Consider the following 18,525-nt stretch of genomic DNA (forward strand, 5'->3'; position numbering starts at 1 on the left):
CCCGACATCGGATGCAAAGCTAACATGCACTCCCAAAGGCTAATGAGTGCTTAAACCAGAATAGTCCAGTCTGGCAGTTTTTAGTCAAATGCCATTTCATGCACGCTTTTCCACAACGCCATCTGGCGTAATGTCAATTGTATGGCGTGTGCCGTTCTCGTCGTATGTATCAAGTGAGCTGCGAACGCGACGCATTGCTGCCAATCTACGCGCAACAGTCCGAATTCCTGCCAACGCCTGGTCGAGCAAAGCCTGGTTACGAATGACTTTCGAATTCAATCCTTCCAGAGGCTCTGGAGAGGAAAATTCCAGCCGCGACAGATCGTCGATAAGTGTTTCCTTGCGTTCCAGTAAGCGCCCCACTTCATCCAGGTTTCCAATCAGTAGTGCGTCACGTTCCGCTTCCAACACGTCATCCAGCGCGTCAATAACGTCTTCGAATGCTTCATGCGTCATTTTGTTTCTCCTTCAAGGCTTGAAATAGCGATTCGCTCAATCCGATCCCACCGGCCTTCACCATTTGCATGGCTTGCTCTTGTAAGAGAAAAGACCCAAACTGTTCCTCTCCCGCACCGCCACCAAAATGGTCACTTGTTTTACCTAAACCTGCGGATTTCAACATTTCTGCTAGAAAACTTGCTTCAAGCTTTTGCGCCACATCCCGCAAAGCCTGATCTCTTTTCATTGAGATGGCCTGGCCGCTGACGGATTGTATTTCTGACATTTCAAGTGTCTCCAATTGCAAATACTTTTCTCTAGCATGCGCGAAACCGGTAAAGATGCGGTAACCAACAGATGCCATAAAGATGGAATAACGCGGAAGAACTCCCGGAGAAGCCTGTGCCTGATATTCCTATGTTGCAACCAGCATCAAAAACTGAGCGTAGTGGCGCAACACCCACAAAAGAAACGACGTCAGGAGCGGAAAAAGACGCCTCCACCGCTGATTTTGACGCTGCTTATTCGTCCGAAGCCGAAGGTAAGACAGATCAGTCAAGTGTTGCCAATTCTAGATCGCCTGAAGAAGTGGCTGAAAATGTTTCCACGCAACCCGCCGATCCAGAAAACGAAGCCAACTCCACTAAGGACGCAGATGACATCGCAATGAGTGGTAGCGCCCCGACCTTGGTCGACGAAGAGGCGCTTGCTCCGGATGTGGCCATGTTGACAGACCAAGACACTCTCGAACAACCTGGCATTGAGAAAGCCAAGACGGATACCAAAACGTGGGCTTTTTCCCAACTGCTGACCCGAAATGTTTCCCCTGCCTCTCCCGAACAAAGTATCGGCATATCTGGAACTGAAACCAGATCTATTGAACGGAGCTTTGAGGCATCAAGCTTACCAGGAAGTATTGGCGGAATCACCGATTCAAATTCAAAAAAACTGTCTCAAAATTCTGAGATGACCCAAAAAATAAATTTGGCAACGCCACTTTTGGAGGACCGTGACACTTTGACGTCTCAATTGGGTCGAGCCGTTGAAACTATCTCGCAAACGGCCAAACAGGCAACAGCAGCATCTGCTCAATCGCAGCAACAACAGCTTTCAACATCGAAACTGGTTCTTCATCCAGATGCCGAGAAGTCATCCGAACGCACGGTGCGACACGACATCGATGAAGCCTCCAAGTATTCTGCCGAAACAACCACCCGTATGAACCCAAAAGCTGCGATGGCGTTTCAAGCGCCACTGACTGCGCCATCCATCACGTCGCCTCAGAATGTAATGCCACTTAGTGTGCAAAAGGAAGCTTTGGGCCTCGACACCGCCTTAACTGCTGTAGGGGATGCTGAGGCGCCTGTCGCGTGGGACGCTCGAGCTTCCGCACCTCCTGCGACACTTGCACAGACAATTGCCCGACCAGACACGCCTGCAATGATAGGACGGCAAATGGCAGAAATACTTCAAAGGATGCCCGACCGCCCCGTAGAATTGATGTTAAATCCCGAGGAGTTGGGCCGTGTTCGTATGAGTATATCTGCGGGTGACGCAGGTATCACAGTTAGTGTGCTTGCCGAGCGTCCTGAAACGTTAGACTTGATGCGACGCCACATTGATCAACTGGCACGAGAATTCCAGGCGCTAGGCTATGCCAACATAAACTTTGCCTTCAACGAAGGGCAATCTGACCAAAGTGCACAAGGTAAAGAAAGCCCTCCGGACGGGAATGGATCCAAGCACTCGGTACCAGATACTGCTGTCGAAGCAGTAGATCCTATCAGACTTGTCGCTTCTAGCGGCGTAGATTTGCGACTTTAAGGAGACTCCAGTGGAAGTAACAAACACACAAGCAGCTCAGAATGCTGTCCGCGCGGCCGCTGCACCTGCGCAGTCCAATGCAGTTCTTTCGTCTGATTTTGAAACATTTTTGCAGATGCTGACCGCCCAGGCAAAATATCAGGATCCGCTGGAGCCAATTGATTCATCCGAATATGCGGCGCAACTTGCACAGTTTTCAATGGTCGAGCAACAAGTCCTATCCAACGACTTATTGCAGGCATTATCCGGGCAAATCGGCGCTGGTTCCATTGGGGAAATCGCGGGCTGGATCGGAATGGAAGCACGCACAACGGCGCCGGTGAAGTATGACGGTTCACCAATTACTGTTGTTCCAAAAATTGAGGCCGGGGCAGATCAGGCCATCCTTGTCGCATACAATGCCCGCGGCGACGAGGTTCAACGGCAACCAATCTCGACGGGTACTGAGCCTATCGATTGGACTGGTTTAGCGGTTGACGGCACACCGTTTGCCACAGGTCAGTATAGTTTCAAAGTCGAAAGCCGATCACTGAATCAAATCGTCGGTACTAGTCCAGCCGAAGCTTATTCGCGCATTACAGAAGCACGGCGGGAGGGTGAAGCAACGATGCTTGTTTTGGATGGTGGTGCGACCGTCAAAACCGAAGAGGTTAGCGCACTGCGAGAACCTGGGTAGAGAAACGCCGCTTTAGAAATCCTCGAAACCAAGACCAGCAGAGACAAATGATACAATGGGCCTTGGCCACAGCGCCAAAAAAGGAAACTTCAATAAAGGACGACGCATCGCTTCAGGGCAAAGCCGAAATAGGCAAACTTGCAAGGGGTCCGCGGTGAGTTTGCGAACGATGCCGTTCCCATAGAAATATGTAGTAGTCCGCAATTTGGGATGCCCGATATTGCAACGACCAAGGGCTCGCGGCATCGTGCAAGGCATACCATCCCGGACCATTCATGCATTTTCTCAACGTCGGCCCAAGCCGAGAACATCGTTTTGAAATCACGCAGCACGAAACGACGTGCTGGTTTATGTGAATAGGTCCCGCCCAACTGACCGCAACGCTCGCCAAACATGGAACGGCGATCTGGCAAAAAAGCAAAAATAGCGCAGCAGGTTGCGGGTATCAAAACCAATCTGTGTACTGTGCCAGCCTTGCAGACTGATTTCACGCTCCACAAAAAGGTCGCGTTACCAGGACATTTGACCGACCCGGTGAGTATAGCCCCGCTAGAACTACAGGAAGATCATCAGATGCAAATCCGTTGGTCGCCAGATCAACATGAGCAGCAGGGATGTTACCGTTTTTACACACCAGTTTTGCAACATTGGGGGCGGTGGCAAGTCGCATCACTTGACTGTCGTGAAACACTTGCAAACGGGCCTTTTCGACCGCCAAGGCGATGCTATTCAACTACTTCACAGGATTGAAGCCAAACCCGGTTAGCGTGGTCAGACCTCTACAAAACCGGACCCATCATCCCAGCGCGAGGGAGCTCAGGTTTCTGGATAATCTGCGGCGTAACACCATGTTTGTCTCGGACCTCACGCGCCCTGGCGTGCAGAGCTATTACTATCTTTGGCTCAATTCGCGAGCCAGGTTTCACCATTGCAATGACGGTCAACTTCCCGTCCCAACGTATCAATCAAATTTTCAACCAATTCCTCATCGGCGCGCTCGATAGCCCTGAATAATACCCAAATCAACAATTCCGTATTGCGCATTCAAGGTTGCATTGTTCGCCATACCGCCACCCAAACAACAAAAACCGCCATTTCTGCCAGAGGCTCCCCATTCCACGAGATCGGTTTCCGATAGGGTGATTTTTACACCGGCTTAAGCCAAGTACATCGCAGCGGAAATACCCGTAAATGCATCTCTGACGATCAGAGGTGATTTCGGGGTGGTCATCGGTCTCAAATGTTTTGGATCACCAGAAACCGTCTCGCTTGCCATCACCATAGCACTAGTCCGAAACGATACGCATCATGCAGCGCGGGCTGCTGCCTGTTCGTCTTTTTGTTGCTTGAGGCTGTTTCGTTTTGACACAAGAGACGCGCTGATCACCCCGAGAGCTACGATTGCAATCATGATCGTGGACAACGCGTTGATCTCTGGTGAAACACCCAAGCGTACGGCAGAGAAGATCTTGATGGGTAAAGTTGTGGCCGACGGGCCCGCGGTGAATGAGGCGATCACCAGATCATCAAGGCTTAACGTGAAGGCCAAAAGCCAACCGGAAATCACGGCGGGCGCGATAATTGGCAATGTCACAAGCCGAAACGCATCGAAACCGGAGCAGCCCAAATCTTGAGCGGCTTCTTCCAAAGACCGGTCAAATGTCATCAGGCGGGAAGAAACCACGACTGACACGTAACACATTGAGAATGTGGTATGCGCCAATACGATCGTCAAAACGCCGCGGTCCAGACCGATTCCGATGAAGAGCAACAGCAGTGACAAACCGGTTATGACTTCCGGCATCACCAATGGCGCATAGATCATGCCCGAGAATACAGTCCGCCCAAGAAACCGCCCGCCACGCACCAGGACATAGGCAGCCATTGTCCCCAGGACTGTGGCAAGCGTTGACGAAAAGACCGCAACCTTCACGGTGACCCATGCTGCATCAAGGAAGGCCTCGTTTTGGAGAAGCTCACCGTACCATTTCGTCGAAAATCCCGCCCAGACGGTCACCAGTTTGCTTTCGTTGAATGAATAAATGACCAGAATGACCATCGGCAAATAAAGAAAGGCAAACCCAAAGGTCAGCGACGTTACGTTGAACCAGCTCAGCCTGTTCATGCCTCATCCTCCGCCTGTCTTCGCTGGTTACGCTGGAACAGAATGATCGGAATGATCAGAATTAAAAGGAGGATCACCGCGACCGCGCTGGCAACGGGCCAGTCCCGATTGTTGAAGAATTCCTCCCACAACACCTTGCCGATCATTAACGTACCGGAGCCGCCAAGCAGCGACGGGATCACAAACTCGCCAAGCGCAGGAATAAAGACCAGGAAGCTACCCGCGATGATACCATTTTTCGAGAGCGGGATCGTCACCAGCCAGAAAGCCTGAAACCGCGAGCAGCCGAGGTCTTCCGCTGCTTCGATCAAAGAGCCATCGAGACGGTCAAGCGCAGCGTAAATCGGCAGGATCATGAAGGGCACATAGGTGTAGACAATGCCGATGTAGACCGCAGACGTCGTGTTCAAAATTGTAAGGGGTTCGGATGTTAATCCGGTCCAGAGCAAAAACTGATTGAGAAAACCCTCCTGGCTCAAAATGCCCATCCAAGCATAAACACGGATCAGAAAAGACGTCCAAAATGGCAAAATCACCAACATCATGAGCGTGGCGCGCCATTCTTCAGGCGCGCGCGCCATTGCGTAGGCAATCGGGTAGCCGATCAACAACGCAAACAGTGTCGAAACAAGCGCGATCCGCAAAGAGCTGACATAGGCTTTCCAGTAGAGATCATCAGACGCCAGAAAGACGAAATTCTCAAAATCAAGAGCCGCGAAAAACGTGCCAAAACCGTCATCCAAAGTCGGCGTATAGGGCGGGATCGCCAGCGCAATATCCGACAGCGATATTTTAAATACGATAACAAAGGGGATTAGGAACAGGGCCAAAAGCCATGCATAAGGCATCGCGATCAGCGCAAATCTTTGCATCAGATTGCTTCCTTATGGTGTGACAGGCTCATCGCTCCAACAGGACTCCCGCAGTGGCTGCCCACGAGATCCACACGGTATCTTCCCATGTAAAACTGCGACGCGAGATGCGACGCGTATTTGCTGTTTGTGCTTTGATGATTTGCCCCCCCGGCAATTCCACATGGTATGTCGACAGGTTACCCAGATAGGCAATGTCCAGAACTTTGCCTTGTACAGTGTTGTCCGCGTCGCCCGGTCGTTCAGCAGTGATCGCGATCTTTTCGGGCCGCACTGCCAAATGACAGGTTTGACCATCAGACAGCGTCACCTCTGATGCCGCGGTGAAAGGGGCTTGGCCTTCCGCCCAATGAACCTCAAATACATCGCCTCCGATCTGTTTGGACGACCCTTGAAGAATATTCACATCTCCGATGAAATCCGCAACATAGACACTATTGGGAGCTTCATAGATGCGCTCGGGCGTTGCTACTTGCATGATACGTCCTTCGTCCATAACCGCGACCCGGCTGGCAACGGTCATTGCTTCTTCCTGATCATGGGTCACGATTACAAAAGTAGTCCCGGTCTTTTCCTGAATATCCATCAGCTCAAACTGAGTGGCCTGTCGCAGTTTCGCATCAAGCGCACCGAGGGGTTCATCCAGCAACAACAGTTTGGGTGCTTTGGCTAAGCTTCGCGCAAGGGCCACACGTTGCCGTTGACCACCCGAAATCTGATGCGGCTTGCGGCGAGCGAATTTCTCCAACCGCGTCAGCTTGAGCATTTCCCCAACGCGATCATCAATATCGTGCTTGGGCATATTTCCGCGCCGCAGTCCGAATGCAATATTCTCATAGACGGACAAATGCGGGAACAGCGCATAGGACTGAAACATCATGTTGACCGCGCGCTTGTTGGGCGGGACTGGTGCCATGTCTTGTCCGGCAAGCTCTATCTTGCCTTCAGTCGGGGACTCAAACCCGGCCAACATTCGCATCATGGTGGTCTTGCCACATCCGGACGGGCCCAGAAGGGCAAAGAACTCTTTCTCAAAAATGTTCAGGGTCAGATCATCAATTGCCGTAAAATCACCAAACCGTTTGGTGACGTTCTCAAAACGGATCAAAGGCTTCTGAGCCGGATCATCCCATGGGGCAAAGACGGTTTGATTCACGTCATGTCCTTTATTTACCCGCCGATCGGGCCAAAACAAACGGGCGGAACCTCTTGGCCCCGCCCGTCTTGCAAATCCGCATCAGGTTCCGGATTTGATCTTGGTCCAAAGCCGCGTGACGGTTCGCTGCACCCGTGCCGGATACGGTGTGGTCGTGTAAAGGTTTTCAAGTGTTGCTGCATCAGGATAGATCGCCGGATCGCCGATGACGTCTTCTTCCAGAAGAGGTTGGGATGCCACATTGCCGTTAGCATAGTAGACGTAGTTGGACGCATCGGCCATGTTCTGCGCATCCATGATAAAGTTCAGGAAAACATGCGCAGCCTCGGGGTTCGGCGCGTCAACCGGGATTGCCATCTGGTCAAACCACATCAATGCGCCTTCGGATGGCGCATTATAGACAATTTCGACACCGTTACCTGCCTCGGCTGCACGGTCGCGCGCTTGCAGAATATCACCGGACCATCCAAACGCCACGCAGATATCACCGTTGGCCAGCGCATTGATGTATTCCGAACTATGGAATTTCTGAATATACGGACGCACACCGGCGAGGACTGCTTCGGCCTTGCCGATGACCTCTGGATCATGACTGTCGGGATCCTCGCCGATGAATTTCAGTGCGGCGGGGATCATTTCTGACGGCGCATCGAGGAAATGAACGCCACATTGAGACAGTTTTTCCATGCTTGCCGGGTCAAAAATCAAATTCAACGATCCTATTGGAGCATCAGCTCCCAATAGTTCCTGAACCTTTCCGACGTTCGCCCCGATGCCGGTCGTGCCCCACATGTAATTGATCGAATAAGCATTCTCGGGATCATACTGAACAGTACGGGTTTTGACCGTATCCCACATATTTGCCAGATTTGGCAGCTTGCTTGCATCCAGTTTCTGGAAGGCTCCCGCTGTGATCTGTCGCTGCAAAAATGTTCCAGAAGGGACGACGACATCATACCCGGAGCCGCCTGCCAGCATCTTGGTCTCCAGAACCTCATTGCTGTCGAACACGTCATAGATCAGATCAATGCCGGTTTCGTCTTCAAATTTCTGCAACAAGGCTTCGTCGATGTAGTCGGACCAATTATAAACACGGACCTCATCGGAGAAGGCTGCTGTGGCGCATAGCGCAACAATTGCGCTGCTCAGCAAAAGCTTATTCATTTCATACTCCCGTTGATATTGGCCGGGTTTGCCCCGGCTCAACCGAATTTGATCAATTTTTGCCTCACTCGGCAAGATGCTTTATGCTTTCACGCGATAGCAACCTGCGCAAGGCATCGGGTCGCTTTCCACGTGAACACCGAGGACGGACCATGCAATTGCTCACAAATCCAGCACCCGCTGATCCATACATAGAAAGAAAACTGCCCGCCCATCAACACGTATACGAGCAGCTCAGAACACGCATTCTTTTTGGTGATTTAGCACCAGGTCAAGCCGTCACCATTCAAGGCCTTGTCGATGATCTAAGTGCCGGTATGACGCCAGTACGTGAAGCGATCCGGCGCCTGACCTCTGACGGCGCATTACGCATGATGGGCAATCGGCGCGTAATCGTTCCGGTTTTGACGGCTCACTGCATCGAACAGCTTGATTTTATGAGACAATCCTTGGAGCCACAACTTGCCCGATTGGCTACGGCACATGTGAAGGGAAGTGTGTTAAGCGCATTGCGAGCGGAGGATGACGCACTAAATCAGGCAATTTCCCGTGGAGACATTTCAGGCTATTTGACGCGAAACTATCGCTTTCATAAAACGCTCTATGAGGCCGCAGAAGCCCCTATTCTCAGCGCCACTGTTGACAGGCTGTGGCTGCGATTTGCCCCCTCCCTGCGTGTTGTGTGCGGCCGATACGGAACGCTTAATCTACCCGACAAACATGCAGATGTATTGAGTGCTCTTTCCGAGGGAAACGCAGATATGGCGGCCCGCGCCATGGCCGAGGACGTTCACCAAGGCATGCGGCAAATTCGGGATGCGCTGGACTCTGACACCCGTTGATCCCGATTCGATTGACTCTGAATAATTTGATCATATTCTCATCGCCAAGGCGTTAGACCGCCATATTCTTGCCCCCAGGTGCTGTCATGTCTGCAATCACAAACCATATGCCCACTGCCGAATTGCAAGCATTGGACTCTGCTCATCATATGCATCCCTTCACGACCAATGAAGAATTGGCCGAGAAAGGCGCACGTATTATCACCCGGGCCAAAGGGGTGTTTCTAACGGACAGTGAAGGCAATCAGATCCTTGATGCGATGGCTGGCTTGTGGTGTGTAAACATCGGGTATGGGCGCCCCGAAATGGCAGAGGTTGCCGCCCGGCAAATGATGGAACTGCCCTACTACAATACCTTTTTCATGACCACGCATGTCCCTGCGATCGCTCTGGCTCAAGAAATAGCCAAACTAGCGCCCGAGGGTTTGAACCACGTGTTCTTTGCCGGGTCCGGATCTGAAGCAAATGACACCAATATCCGGATGGTGCGTACGTATTGGGCGGAAAAAGGCAAGCCATCCAAGTCGCATATTATAAGTCGCAAGAACGCGTATCACGGCTCTTCGGTTGGATCAGGCTCGCTTGGCGGTATGACGTATATGCACGCACAGGGTGGTCTGCCTATTCCGGGTATCCATCACATCAACCAACCTGACTGGTGGGCCGAAGGCGGGGATATGACGCCTGAGGATTTTGGCCTTGCCCGTGCGCAGGAGTTGGAGGCCAAAATCCTCGAACTGGGAGAAGACAAGGTTGCTGCCTTTATCGCGGAACCTATTCAGGGTGCGGGTGGCGTTGTTGTGCCACCGATGACCTATTGGCCGGAAATACAGCGTATTTGTGATAAATACGAGATCCTGTTGATTGCGGACGAAGTCATTTGTGGGTTCGGTCGCACAGGGAATTGGTTTGGTAGTCAGACCTTTGGTATCCGCCCAGATATTATGACCATCGCAAAGGGCCTTAGCTCTGGGTACCAACCGATTGGTGGTTCCATCGTTTGTGATGAGATTGCGGAAGTCATTGGCGCGACTGAATTTAATCACGGATATACCTATTCCGGCCATCCGGTTGCCGCTGCCGTCGCACTGGAAAACCTGCGAATTTTGCAGGAGGAAAATATCGTGGAAAGGGTCCGCACTCTGGGCGGCCCAGCGTTGCAAACAGGACTGGAGACGCTCAAGGATCATCCGCTCGTTGGTGGCATCTCGATCAAGGGTATGATGGCATCCATACCACTCACTCCCGATAAGGAAAGTCGCGCGAAATTTGCGACAGATGCAGGCACCGTTGGATACATGTGTCGCGAGAGGTGCTTCGCAAACAATCTGGTCATGCGACATGTGGGCGACAGGATGATCATTTCGCCACCTCTGGTGATTGAACCAGAAGAAATCGACCTTTTGGTTGCCCGTGCAACGAAAGCTCTGGATGAAACTTATTCTGAGTTAAGAGAGCAAAACCTGCTCAATGCGGCGTCTTGAGGGTGCAAATCCAAGACTTTATGAACCTCACGCAGCACTAAACCCACGGGAGATTCGCTTATCTTGAACCGGTTCTTCAGAGATTCCGCGCATATTTCCGGCGCTATGCGGCAAAATCGCCTTGAATCGCACCTGTTACCAATTGTTCTTTGTTAAGCGTTTGCACCCTGCCGGGACAATCGTGTTACCTTTGTTCCAATCAGTGCGGAAAACCGCCGGTCCAAAAACGGGGAGCCACTCTTGGCCGATACAACAAATGCTGACGCGTTCGTCGAGTTCGACCGCGTTCAAAAGAGCTATGATGGCGAGAATCTGGTTGTCAAAGATCTGAACCTGTCAATGCCGAAAGGTGAATTCCTGACAATGCTCGGACCGTCTGGGTCTGGCAAGACAACCTGCCTCATGATGCTGGCGGGATTTGAAACCGCAACCCATGGCGACATCCGCCTTGATGGCGTTTCAATCAACAATATCCCACCGCACAAACGTGGCATCGGCATGGTCTTTCAAAACTATGCGCTTTTCCCGCACATGACCGTGGCAGAAAACCTCTCTTTTCCGCTGGAAGTGCGTAAGATGGGTAAGTCTGAACGCGAGAAAAAGATCAAGCGGGCATTGGACATGGTTCAGATGGGCGATTTTGCCGGGCGACGCCCCTCGCAGCTTTCAGGTGGTCAGCAACAGCGGATCGCCCTGTCTCGCGCCCTGGTATTCGAACCGGAACTCGTTCTGATGGACGAGCCGCTCGGCGCACTGGACAAACAGTTGCGTGAAACGCTCCAGTTCGAGATTACGAAACTGGCCCATGATCTTGGCATTACAGTGGTCTACGTAACCCACGATCAGACAGAAGCACTGACGATGTCGGACCGGGTGGCGGTGTTCGATGACGGGCGCATTCAACAATTGGCGCCGCCGGACAAACTCTATGAAGAGCCCGAAAACAGTTTCGTGGCGCAATTCATCGGGGAAAACAATACGCTCGAAGGTATCGTTAAAGAGATTAAGGGCGGCTCGGCGCTGGTGGAACTGGACGGTGGTGAAATGATTGACGCCAAGCCCGTCAATGTGGCCGCCGCCGGGGACCGAACCCGCGTTTCGATCCGGCCTGAACGGGTGGAATACAACAAGGATCGCCTGAGCGCGGATGCGCACACATTGAAAGCCGAAGTTCTGGAATTCGTCTATATGGGCGATATATTTCGGACTCGCTTGCGCGTGGCCGGAACGGACGAATTCATCATCAAGACCCGGAATGCACCTGATGTGGAACGCCTGAGCCCGGGACAACAGATTGAGATCGGTTGGCTACCGCAAGATTGCCGTGCATTGGACGCCTGATGCGCGCGAGTTGACGTGTCCCTGCGCGGGCACGATCAAAAGAGAGGCGGCGATCAAGCCTGTTGTCGCCAGCCTCTGGACACGAAACGGGCACATAAATGGGAGACTATCAATGAAACTGAGCAAAACGCTTTTGACATCCACCGCACTGACCGTTGCGGCTGGTATGTCTTTCGCTGACGGCCATATGGCCAACGAGATGACCATCGTAAGCTGGGGCGGCGCCTATTCGAACTCGCAGCAGCAAGCCTACCACAACCCATACGCCGAGAAGACTGGCGTCAAGATCATCAATGACGAGTCCTCTGCCGAGGCTGTGGCCAAATTGCGGGCGATGAACGAAGCTGGCAACGTCACATGGGACGTGGTCGACGTGGTGGCCTCCGACGCGATTCGCCTGTGTGATGAAGGCCTGGCGATGGAAATCGACTTTGACGAACAGCTCGCTGCGGCACCTGATGGCACGTCAGCTTCCGATGATTTCGGCGACCTGTTGGTATCTGATTGCTTCATACCACAGATCGTTTACTCGACGACCTTCGGCTACCGCACCGATATGGTGGGCGATACGCCGCCAACGTCAGTTTGCGCAGTCTTTGACACGGACGCATATCCAGGCAAGCGCGCCCTTGAAAAGCGCCCTATCAACAACATGGAATGGGCGTTGCTCTGTGACGGTGTTGCCAAGGACGAAGTTTATGACGTTCTGGAAACCGACGAAGGCCAACAACAGGCTCTCGACAAGCTCGCGACCATCAAGGACGACGTAATCTGGTGGTCAGCCGGTGCAGACACGCCGCAGCTGTTGGCGGATGGCGAAATCGTTATGGGCTCAACATACAACGGTCGTTTGTTCTCGGTGATCGAAGAGCAAGACCAGCCCGTTGCAATGCTTTGGGACGCGCAGGTGTTTGATCTGGACGGTTGGATCATCCCTGCCGGTCTGAGCGACGAGCGTAAAGCCCGTGCACTGGATTACATCTACTTTGCGACAGACACACAGCGTCTCGCGGATCAGGCCAAATATATCAGCTATGGTCCTGCGCGTGCATCTTCTGCGCCGCTAGTTGGCCAGCACGCTGATCTGGGCATCGACATGGCGCCACACATGCCAACCGATCCCAACAACGCCAAGAACACGTTCCTCTACAACTACGAGTTCTGGGCTGATTATCGCGACGACATCGACGCGAAATTCCAAGCCTGGTTGGCACAATAATCCCAATTAGAGACTGATAAAACTGGCAGGGGCCTTGCGCTGGCCCCTGCCAAACAAACAAAGGACACATCATGCCCAAAGGCTACATCGTCGCCCATGTCACCGTGACGGACCCGGAAGCGTATAAGGAATACGTGATCAAGGACACGCCCATACTGGAAGGTCTTGGAGGGCGTTTTGTTATCCGCGGTGGACAATCCGAAGTGGTCGAAGGCGAAAGTTTCGAGCGGCATGTTGTCATTGAATTCCCATCATATGAAGCGGCTCAGGCCGCCTATAATGATCCCGCATATCAAGAGGTCGCTGAAATTCGGCGGCGCACGGCCAAAAGCACGATCATCGTAGTGGAAGGTGCCTGAATGACGGACGCGACACAAAACGCAGGCCCTATGATGGCCGCGGACGGCACCACGCTGAAATCAAGCCTGAATCGCGCCCTGAGGCGCCAGAAATTGCGTGCGCTGATGTTGATCGCACCCTTGCTGATCTTTGTTCTATTGACGTTTATCGCGCCGATCGCCGACATGCTGTTTCGTTCTGTCGAAAACCAGATCGTTGCGGAAACCCTGCCCGAGACAACGGATGCATTAAAGGATTGGGATGCCGATCTTGGCGACATCCCATCTGCCGACACGTTTGAAGCACTGTACAAAGACATTTTCGTCGCACAGGAGCGCAAGCTGCATACCCGTTTGGGGTCGCGACTGAATTATGAATTGACAGGTGTATCCTCGCTGTTTCGCAAGTCGGGCCGACGCGTTGAAGATATGGGAGAGGTCTATCAGGATCAGTTCGAAGATTTGGATCCATTTTGGAAAGACAGTGAAAACTGGAATGCCCTGATGGGAACAGATAGTTGGGTGACGGCCCAGAACGCATGGGATCCCAAGTCAGCAGCGGCACAACCGCTCTTCGAAGCAAGTACGGAAATCGCAGCCCTGCTCCCAGAAACAACCGCCAGTTTTGAAGCCTTTGCGGATTTCGTACAAAACGAAGACGAGAAAAACCTGGCAACGCAAGACCCCTGGGCCCTTGTATACTCGGCACTTTATAACGACTTGAAAACCGGGCCTGATTTATCCTCCTTCGGGGGCCCGGGTGCGGCAGAATTGCTGGCAGCCCTCGGCGCGGTAGAGGCTTTCGAGACAGTCGACTACACGGCGGCGTTCGAGGACATCGATGAGGACTGGCATGATATCGAGGTCTGGCAGACCATCCAGACATACAGCCCTGCGTTCACCTCCGGGTATTTCCTGAATGCGGTCGATATGAAGAAATCGCCTGACGGTCCAGAAATGCGCCCGGAAAACGAACAGCTCTACATAAAGCTGTTCATTCGTACGCTGATCATGTCCCTGGTGATCACCGGCAGTTGCATATTACTGGGCTATCCCGTGGGTTGGATTCTTGCAAACCTGCCGGCCCGAACCGCCAACTTGCTGATGATCCTCGTGCTGCTGCCATTCTGGACATCGCTGCTGGTGCGCACCTCCGCGTGGAAGGTGATGTTGCAGCAACAAGGCGTGGTGAACGATACACTGGTCTGGCTGGGCGTGGTCGCGGATGACAGCCGGCTTGCGCTCATCAACAACCAAACGGGCACGATCATCGCGATGACGCATATCCTGCTGCCCTTCATGATTCTGCCGCTCTATTCAGTCATGAAAACGATCCCACCGACCTATCTGCGCGCTGCCAAATCTCTGGGCGCAACGAATTGGACCGCGTTCTGGCGGGTCTATTTCCCGCAATCCGTTCCCGGTATCGGCGCTGGTTCCATTCTCGTGTTCATCCTGTCGATTGGATATTACATCACGCCCGAACTGGTAGGCGGCACCACCGGGACGTTTATTTCTAACCGGATTGCCTATCATATATCCAGCTCCCTGAACTGGGGTCTGGCGGCGGCGTTAGGGGCGATCCTCCTCGCCGTGGTCCTTGGGCTCTATTGGGCTTATGACCGCATCGTCGGCATTGACAACGTCAAGTTGGGAGGCTGAACATGGCTGCTTTGACCCCTATTTCCCGCACACCGGTTTCCTTTTACGTGCCCGTGGTCGCAGCAGCCGGTGCCTTTGCCGGGCTCTTGGTTGGCACCGCGCAGGGCAATTCTTTGCTTGGCATCATGATCGGTGCCGTCCTGATGGGCGCTCTTGCCTATGGGGTCACCCAGATCGTCAAATTGGAAAAACCTTCCCGCTGGGCTTTGGTTGTGCTGCTCGCCGTCATAGGTTTCGCCTTGAGCGGGCTTGCGGCAGGCATCATCGGGGCAGCGTTTGGATGGTTTTTCGGGTGGTTCACGTTCTGGCTTTATGAGGGTCGATACCGGGCATATGTCGCGCCATACCTTACCCCCGGTCAGGTATTGTGGCACTACACCTTCCGCGTAATTTGTGGCGCGATTCTGGTGTTTCTCATCACACCGATCCTTGTGGTTATGCCGCTGAGCTTTAACGCACAGGATTTCTTTACCTTTACACCGGAAATGCTGCGCTTTGATCCTGCGGGCTATTCGCTTAAACACTATGAAGACTTCTTTACAAACGATGACTGGCAAAACGCGCTGGCCAACTCGGTAAAAATTGCGCCCATGGCGACGATCCTGTCAGTCAGCTTCGGCACCTTGGCCGCCATCGGCCTCAGCCAGCAGCACGTACCATTCAGACGCGCTATCATGGCCATTCTGATCTCACCGATGATCGTACCTTTGATCATCTCAGCGGCCGGTATGTATTTCTTCTACAGCCGGATCGGTCTTCAAGGCACCTACATCGGTGTCGTTCTGGCGCATGCAGCTTTGGGCATTCCCTTCGTGATTATTACAGTCACTGCAACACTTGTCGGGTTTGACAATTCTCTAACCCGCGCGGCTGCGAATATGGGCGCCGGACCCGTCACAACCTTTTTCCGTGTGCAAATGCCACTGATCCTGCCGGGCGTAATTTCGGGTGGCCTCTTTGCTTTCATTACAAGCTTTGATGAGGTAGTGGTCGTTCTCTTTGTCGGATCTGCGGGGCAAAAAACCCTGCCCTGGCAAATGTTCACAGGTTTGCGTGAACAGATCAGCCCGACGATCCTCGCCGTGGCCACGATCCTTGTAATCGTGTCAATTGCTTTGCTGACCGTGGTCGAATTGCTCAGACGCCGTTCCGAACGGCTGCGGGGCATGTCCCCCGCCTGACCGCGTTTTGGCTTTGAAATTGCATAGAGCCCCGATCCTACAAGATGGATCAGGGCTTTTTAGCGGTTAACGCAGACGCTTCAGCAAATTCAGCGAGGCATATCCATCCGGTGTCAAACCCTGGCTGCGTTGAAATCCGCGCACTGCATCGATGGTCTTGGGCCCTATTTTGCCATCCACACCCTTTGTGCTGAAACCTGCCCGCGTCAGGCGTCGCTGCATCTCCTGACGCTCCGCAAAGGTTAACGCGCGATCATCGCGTGGCCAGCGCGCCTTGATTGCCGGACCACCCTTGATGCGATCGCTCAGATGACCGACACCGATCACATAGGCATCCGCTGTATTGTAACGTTCAATGACGCTGAAATTTTTGAAGATCATAAAGGCTGCGCCCTGACTGCCAGCCGGCAAAAGGATCGCCGCTTTGCCATGGTTGGGCACTGACCGACCCGCCATATCAACCACGCCGAGACGCGCCCATTGTCGCGGTGATTTCGTGGTCTTGCGGTTGGCGAGGGTAAAATCAAACCCTTGCGGCAGTTGTACTTCAACGCCCCACGGTTGGCCCGTGACCCACCCAAACCGCGACAGGTATGCGGCCGTTGACGCCAATGCATCCGATGGATCATCCGACCAGATATCGCGCCGGCCGTCGCCTGTAAAATCCACCGCATAGTCAAGGTAAGACGTCGGAATAAACTGTGTATGCCCCATCGCACCCGCCCAACTGCCGGTCATATTACGCGGGCTGGTATCGCCGTTTTGCAGGATCTCAAGCGCCGCGATCAGCTGTTCCTCGAAGAACGCGCCGCGCCGACCATCATAGGCCAGGGTCGCGAGAGATTGAACGATATCGTTTTTGCCACGAAACGTACCATAAGCACTTTCCAGCCCCCAAACCGCGACCACGACTTCCTTCTCAACGCCAAAGCGCTTTTCAATCGCATCCAGCTTACGGGCGTGTGCCTGAAGCGCAGACTTGCCATTCGCGATCCGCGTGTTTGATGCAGCGCTATCGAGATAGTCCCATATTGTCTTGGTAAATTCCGATTGATTGCGGTCCCGCTTGATGACGTCCGGATCATATTGAACACCGTCGAAAGCCGCGCGCAGCGTGTCTTTGCGAATACCTGCGGCGCTGGCCCGGGGTTGAAAGCCTTTGACCCAGAGGGCAAAACCATGGTTCGCCACCGCGTTTGACACCGCTGGTATTGGTGCGGTTGGCAAATTGGACGGCCTGAGTTTCGGTCGCACGGCATACACGGTGATGATCCCATTGTTAACTTGAAGGGTCTCCGTTCCCGGTCTAATTTCAGGTCGCAAAGCTTGCAGCGCGCTCGTCGCGCTTACATCATTGCCGATCACTCCGGTTGCCAAAGCAACCACGCCCAACGCTTTCCACCGCATGATTTGCCCTATTACTGCTCTATTTTTGTTTGCAGCGAGTGTAGCGCTTTTTGCCCGTTTTCGAAAGAATTCAATCTTCGGTTATGCGATCATTTGCCGATTCTTCCATTTGGCAGCGGATAATCTCGAGATGTTCGCGCAGCATCGGCACACGGCGCGGCCGGAAACTGGTCTCTGTGCGGCACAGATTTCGCATCCGGTCCAACCTGAACGTTCTGAAATCCTTGCGAAGATGACACCAGGCCATCAACACGTTTGATTTGTCGAAATAGACCAGTCCCAAGGGATCAACCCGCCGTTCCGTGTCGGTACCATAGCGGTCACGATACTGAAATTGAATGGTGAACTCGTCCCATGTTGCGACGCGCAAAGCTGCCACGTCGATACTGATCTCAGGTAGTTTGACAAACCGATGTGCGTCCAGCACCGCGTGTTGCAATCTGTGCGCCTGACGGGGTGGCACGCGTGCTTTGATCTTGGCCAAAGCGGAACGCGCCGCCTTGGCAAGAGAAGGGTCACCAATCACCGCAACATCACGCAGCCCCAGAACCAAAGCTTCCAATTCATCATCCTCAAATCCAAGGGGCGGCAAGGCTGCATCCTCGATCAGGGTGTAACCAAACCCTGCTTCCCCATCGATCACCGCGCCCATACTGCGTAGCGCGTCAATGTCGCGGTAGATTGTGCGTTCGGACATGTGCATTTCGTGCGCCAATTGACGGGCCGTCACAGGTGGCGACAACCGACGCAGCATTTGCATCATTTGAAACAGGCGATGTGTTCGACTCATGAGGTC

At 53.2% G+C, this 18,525-nt stretch carries 17 protein-coding genes; 9 read left to right on the forward strand and 8 right to left on the reverse strand.

What is annotated here, in order from left to right; translation table 11 throughout:
• Positions 1 to 96: 96 nt before the first annotated feature.
• The gene (locus tag R8G34_11825; protein ID MDW3223549.1) at positions 97 to 456 is read right to left on the reverse strand and encodes a flagellar biosynthesis protein FlgN; all 360 of its coding nucleotides are present in this window, start codon (positions 454 to 456) and stop codon (positions 97 to 99) included.
• On the reverse strand, positions 446 to 724 hold the full coding sequence (locus R8G34_11830) for a rod-binding protein (protein ID MDW3223550.1): 279 nt from the start codon (positions 722 to 724) through the stop codon (positions 446 to 448). The genes R8G34_11825 and R8G34_11830 overlap by 11 nt, the downstream gene beginning before the upstream one ends.
• A 116-nt stretch (positions 725 to 840) precedes the next feature.
• Between R8G34_11830 and R8G34_11835 the strand changes: the two genes are divergently transcribed.
• Both R8G34_11835 and R8G34_11840 read left to right on the forward strand, forming a co-directional pair.
• Positions 841 to 2,262 (forward strand): flagellar hook-length control protein FliK, encoded by a 1,422-nt coding sequence (locus tag R8G34_11835; GenBank protein ID MDW3223551.1) that lies wholly within the window; start codon positions 841 to 843, stop codon positions 2,260 to 2,262.
• Between the two features lie 10 nt (positions 2,263 to 2,272).
• Positions 2,273 to 2,938 carry a flagellar hook capping FlgD N-terminal domain-containing protein gene (locus R8G34_11840; GenBank protein MDW3223552.1) on the forward strand — a complete coding sequence of 222 codons (666 nt, stop codon included), beginning with the start codon at positions 2,273 to 2,275 and terminating at the stop codon, positions 2,936 to 2,938.
• Positions 2,939 to 4,244: 1,306 nt separating this feature from the next.
• Here R8G34_11840 and R8G34_11845 read toward each other — a convergent pair.
• The 4 genes from R8G34_11845 to R8G34_11860 all read right to left on the reverse strand — a co-directional run bounded on the left by R8G34_11845 (position 4,245) and on the right by R8G34_11860 (position 8,255).
• Positions 4,245 to 5,063, reverse strand: coding sequence for an ABC transporter permease subunit (locus R8G34_11845; GenBank protein ID MDW3223553.1), 819 nt, complete (start codon positions 5,061 to 5,063; stop codon positions 4,245 to 4,247).
• Entirely contained in the window at positions 5,060 to 5,935 is an 876-nt protein-coding gene (locus R8G34_11850; GenBank protein MDW3223554.1) for an ABC transporter permease subunit, read from the reverse strand. Before R8G34_11850 ends, R8G34_11845 begins: the two co-directional genes overlap by 4 nt.
• Positions 5,936 to 5,963: 28 nt before the next feature.
• Positions 5,964 to 7,091 carry an ABC transporter ATP-binding protein gene (locus R8G34_11855; protein ID MDW3223555.1) on the reverse strand — a complete coding sequence of 376 codons (1,128 nt, stop codon included), beginning with the start codon at positions 7,089 to 7,091 and terminating at the stop codon, positions 5,964 to 5,966.
• Positions 7,092 to 7,172: 81 nt separating this feature from the next.
• Positions 7,173 to 8,255 (reverse strand): polyamine ABC transporter substrate-binding protein, encoded by a 1,083-nt coding sequence (locus R8G34_11860; GenBank protein ID MDW3223556.1) that lies wholly within the window; start codon positions 8,253 to 8,255, stop codon positions 7,173 to 7,175.
• Positions 8,256 to 8,407: 152 nt separating this feature from the next.
• Here R8G34_11860 and R8G34_11865 point away from each other — a divergent pair, with 152 nt between their 5' ends.
• The 7 genes from R8G34_11865 (at position 8,408) to R8G34_11895 (ending at position 16,322) form a co-directional block, all read left to right on the forward strand.
• Complete coding sequence (locus R8G34_11865) at positions 8,408 to 9,097, forward strand: GntR family transcriptional regulator (protein ID MDW3223557.1); 690 nt, start codon at positions 8,408 to 8,410, stop codon at positions 9,095 to 9,097.
• Between the two features lie 86 nt (positions 9,098 to 9,183).
• Complete coding sequence (locus tag R8G34_11870) at positions 9,184 to 10,581, forward strand: aspartate aminotransferase family protein (GenBank protein MDW3223558.1); 1,398 nt, start codon at positions 9,184 to 9,186, stop codon at positions 10,579 to 10,581.
• A 240-nt stretch (positions 10,582 to 10,821) separates the two neighbouring features.
• A complete protein-coding gene (locus R8G34_11875) occupies positions 10,822 to 11,922 on the forward strand; it encodes an ABC transporter ATP-binding protein (protein MDW3223559.1) in 1,101 nt (366 codons plus the stop codon).
• A 112-nt stretch (positions 11,923 to 12,034) separates the two neighbouring features.
• Entirely contained in the window at positions 12,035 to 13,141 is a 1,107-nt protein-coding gene (locus R8G34_11880) for an extracellular solute-binding protein (protein ID MDW3223560.1), read from the forward strand.
• Positions 13,142 to 13,212: 71 nt separating this feature from the next.
• Positions 13,213 to 13,500 carry a DUF1330 domain-containing protein gene (locus R8G34_11885; protein MDW3223561.1) on the forward strand — a complete coding sequence of 96 codons (288 nt, stop codon included), beginning with the start codon at positions 13,213 to 13,215 and terminating at the stop codon, positions 13,498 to 13,500.
• Positions 13,501 to 15,141, forward strand: a complete 1,641-nt coding sequence (locus R8G34_11890; GenBank protein ID MDW3223562.1) for an ABC transporter permease — start codon at positions 13,501 to 13,503, stop codon at positions 15,139 to 15,141.
• Positions 15,142 to 15,143: 2 nt separating this feature from the next.
• Positions 15,144 to 16,322 (forward strand): ABC transporter permease, encoded by a 1,179-nt coding sequence (locus tag R8G34_11895; protein MDW3223563.1) that lies wholly within the window; start codon positions 15,144 to 15,146, stop codon positions 16,320 to 16,322.
• A 66-nt stretch (positions 16,323 to 16,388) separates the two neighbouring features.
• Here R8G34_11895 and R8G34_11900 read toward each other — a convergent pair whose 3' ends face one another.
• Positions 16,389 to 17,729, reverse strand: coding sequence for a lytic murein transglycosylase (locus R8G34_11900; protein MDW3223564.1), 1,341 nt, complete (start codon positions 17,727 to 17,729; stop codon positions 16,389 to 16,391).
• A gap of 70 nt (positions 17,730 to 17,799) precedes the next feature.
• On the reverse strand, positions 17,800 to 18,519 hold the full coding sequence (locus R8G34_11905) for a YafY family protein (protein ID MDW3223565.1): 720 nt from the start codon (positions 18,517 to 18,519) through the stop codon (positions 17,800 to 17,802).
• Positions 18,520 to 18,525 lie beyond the last annotated feature (6 nt).

The organism is Paracoccaceae bacterium (assembly GCA_033344815.1).
GTDB lineage: Bacteria > Pseudomonadota > Alphaproteobacteria > Rhodobacterales > Rhodobacteraceae > Roseobacter.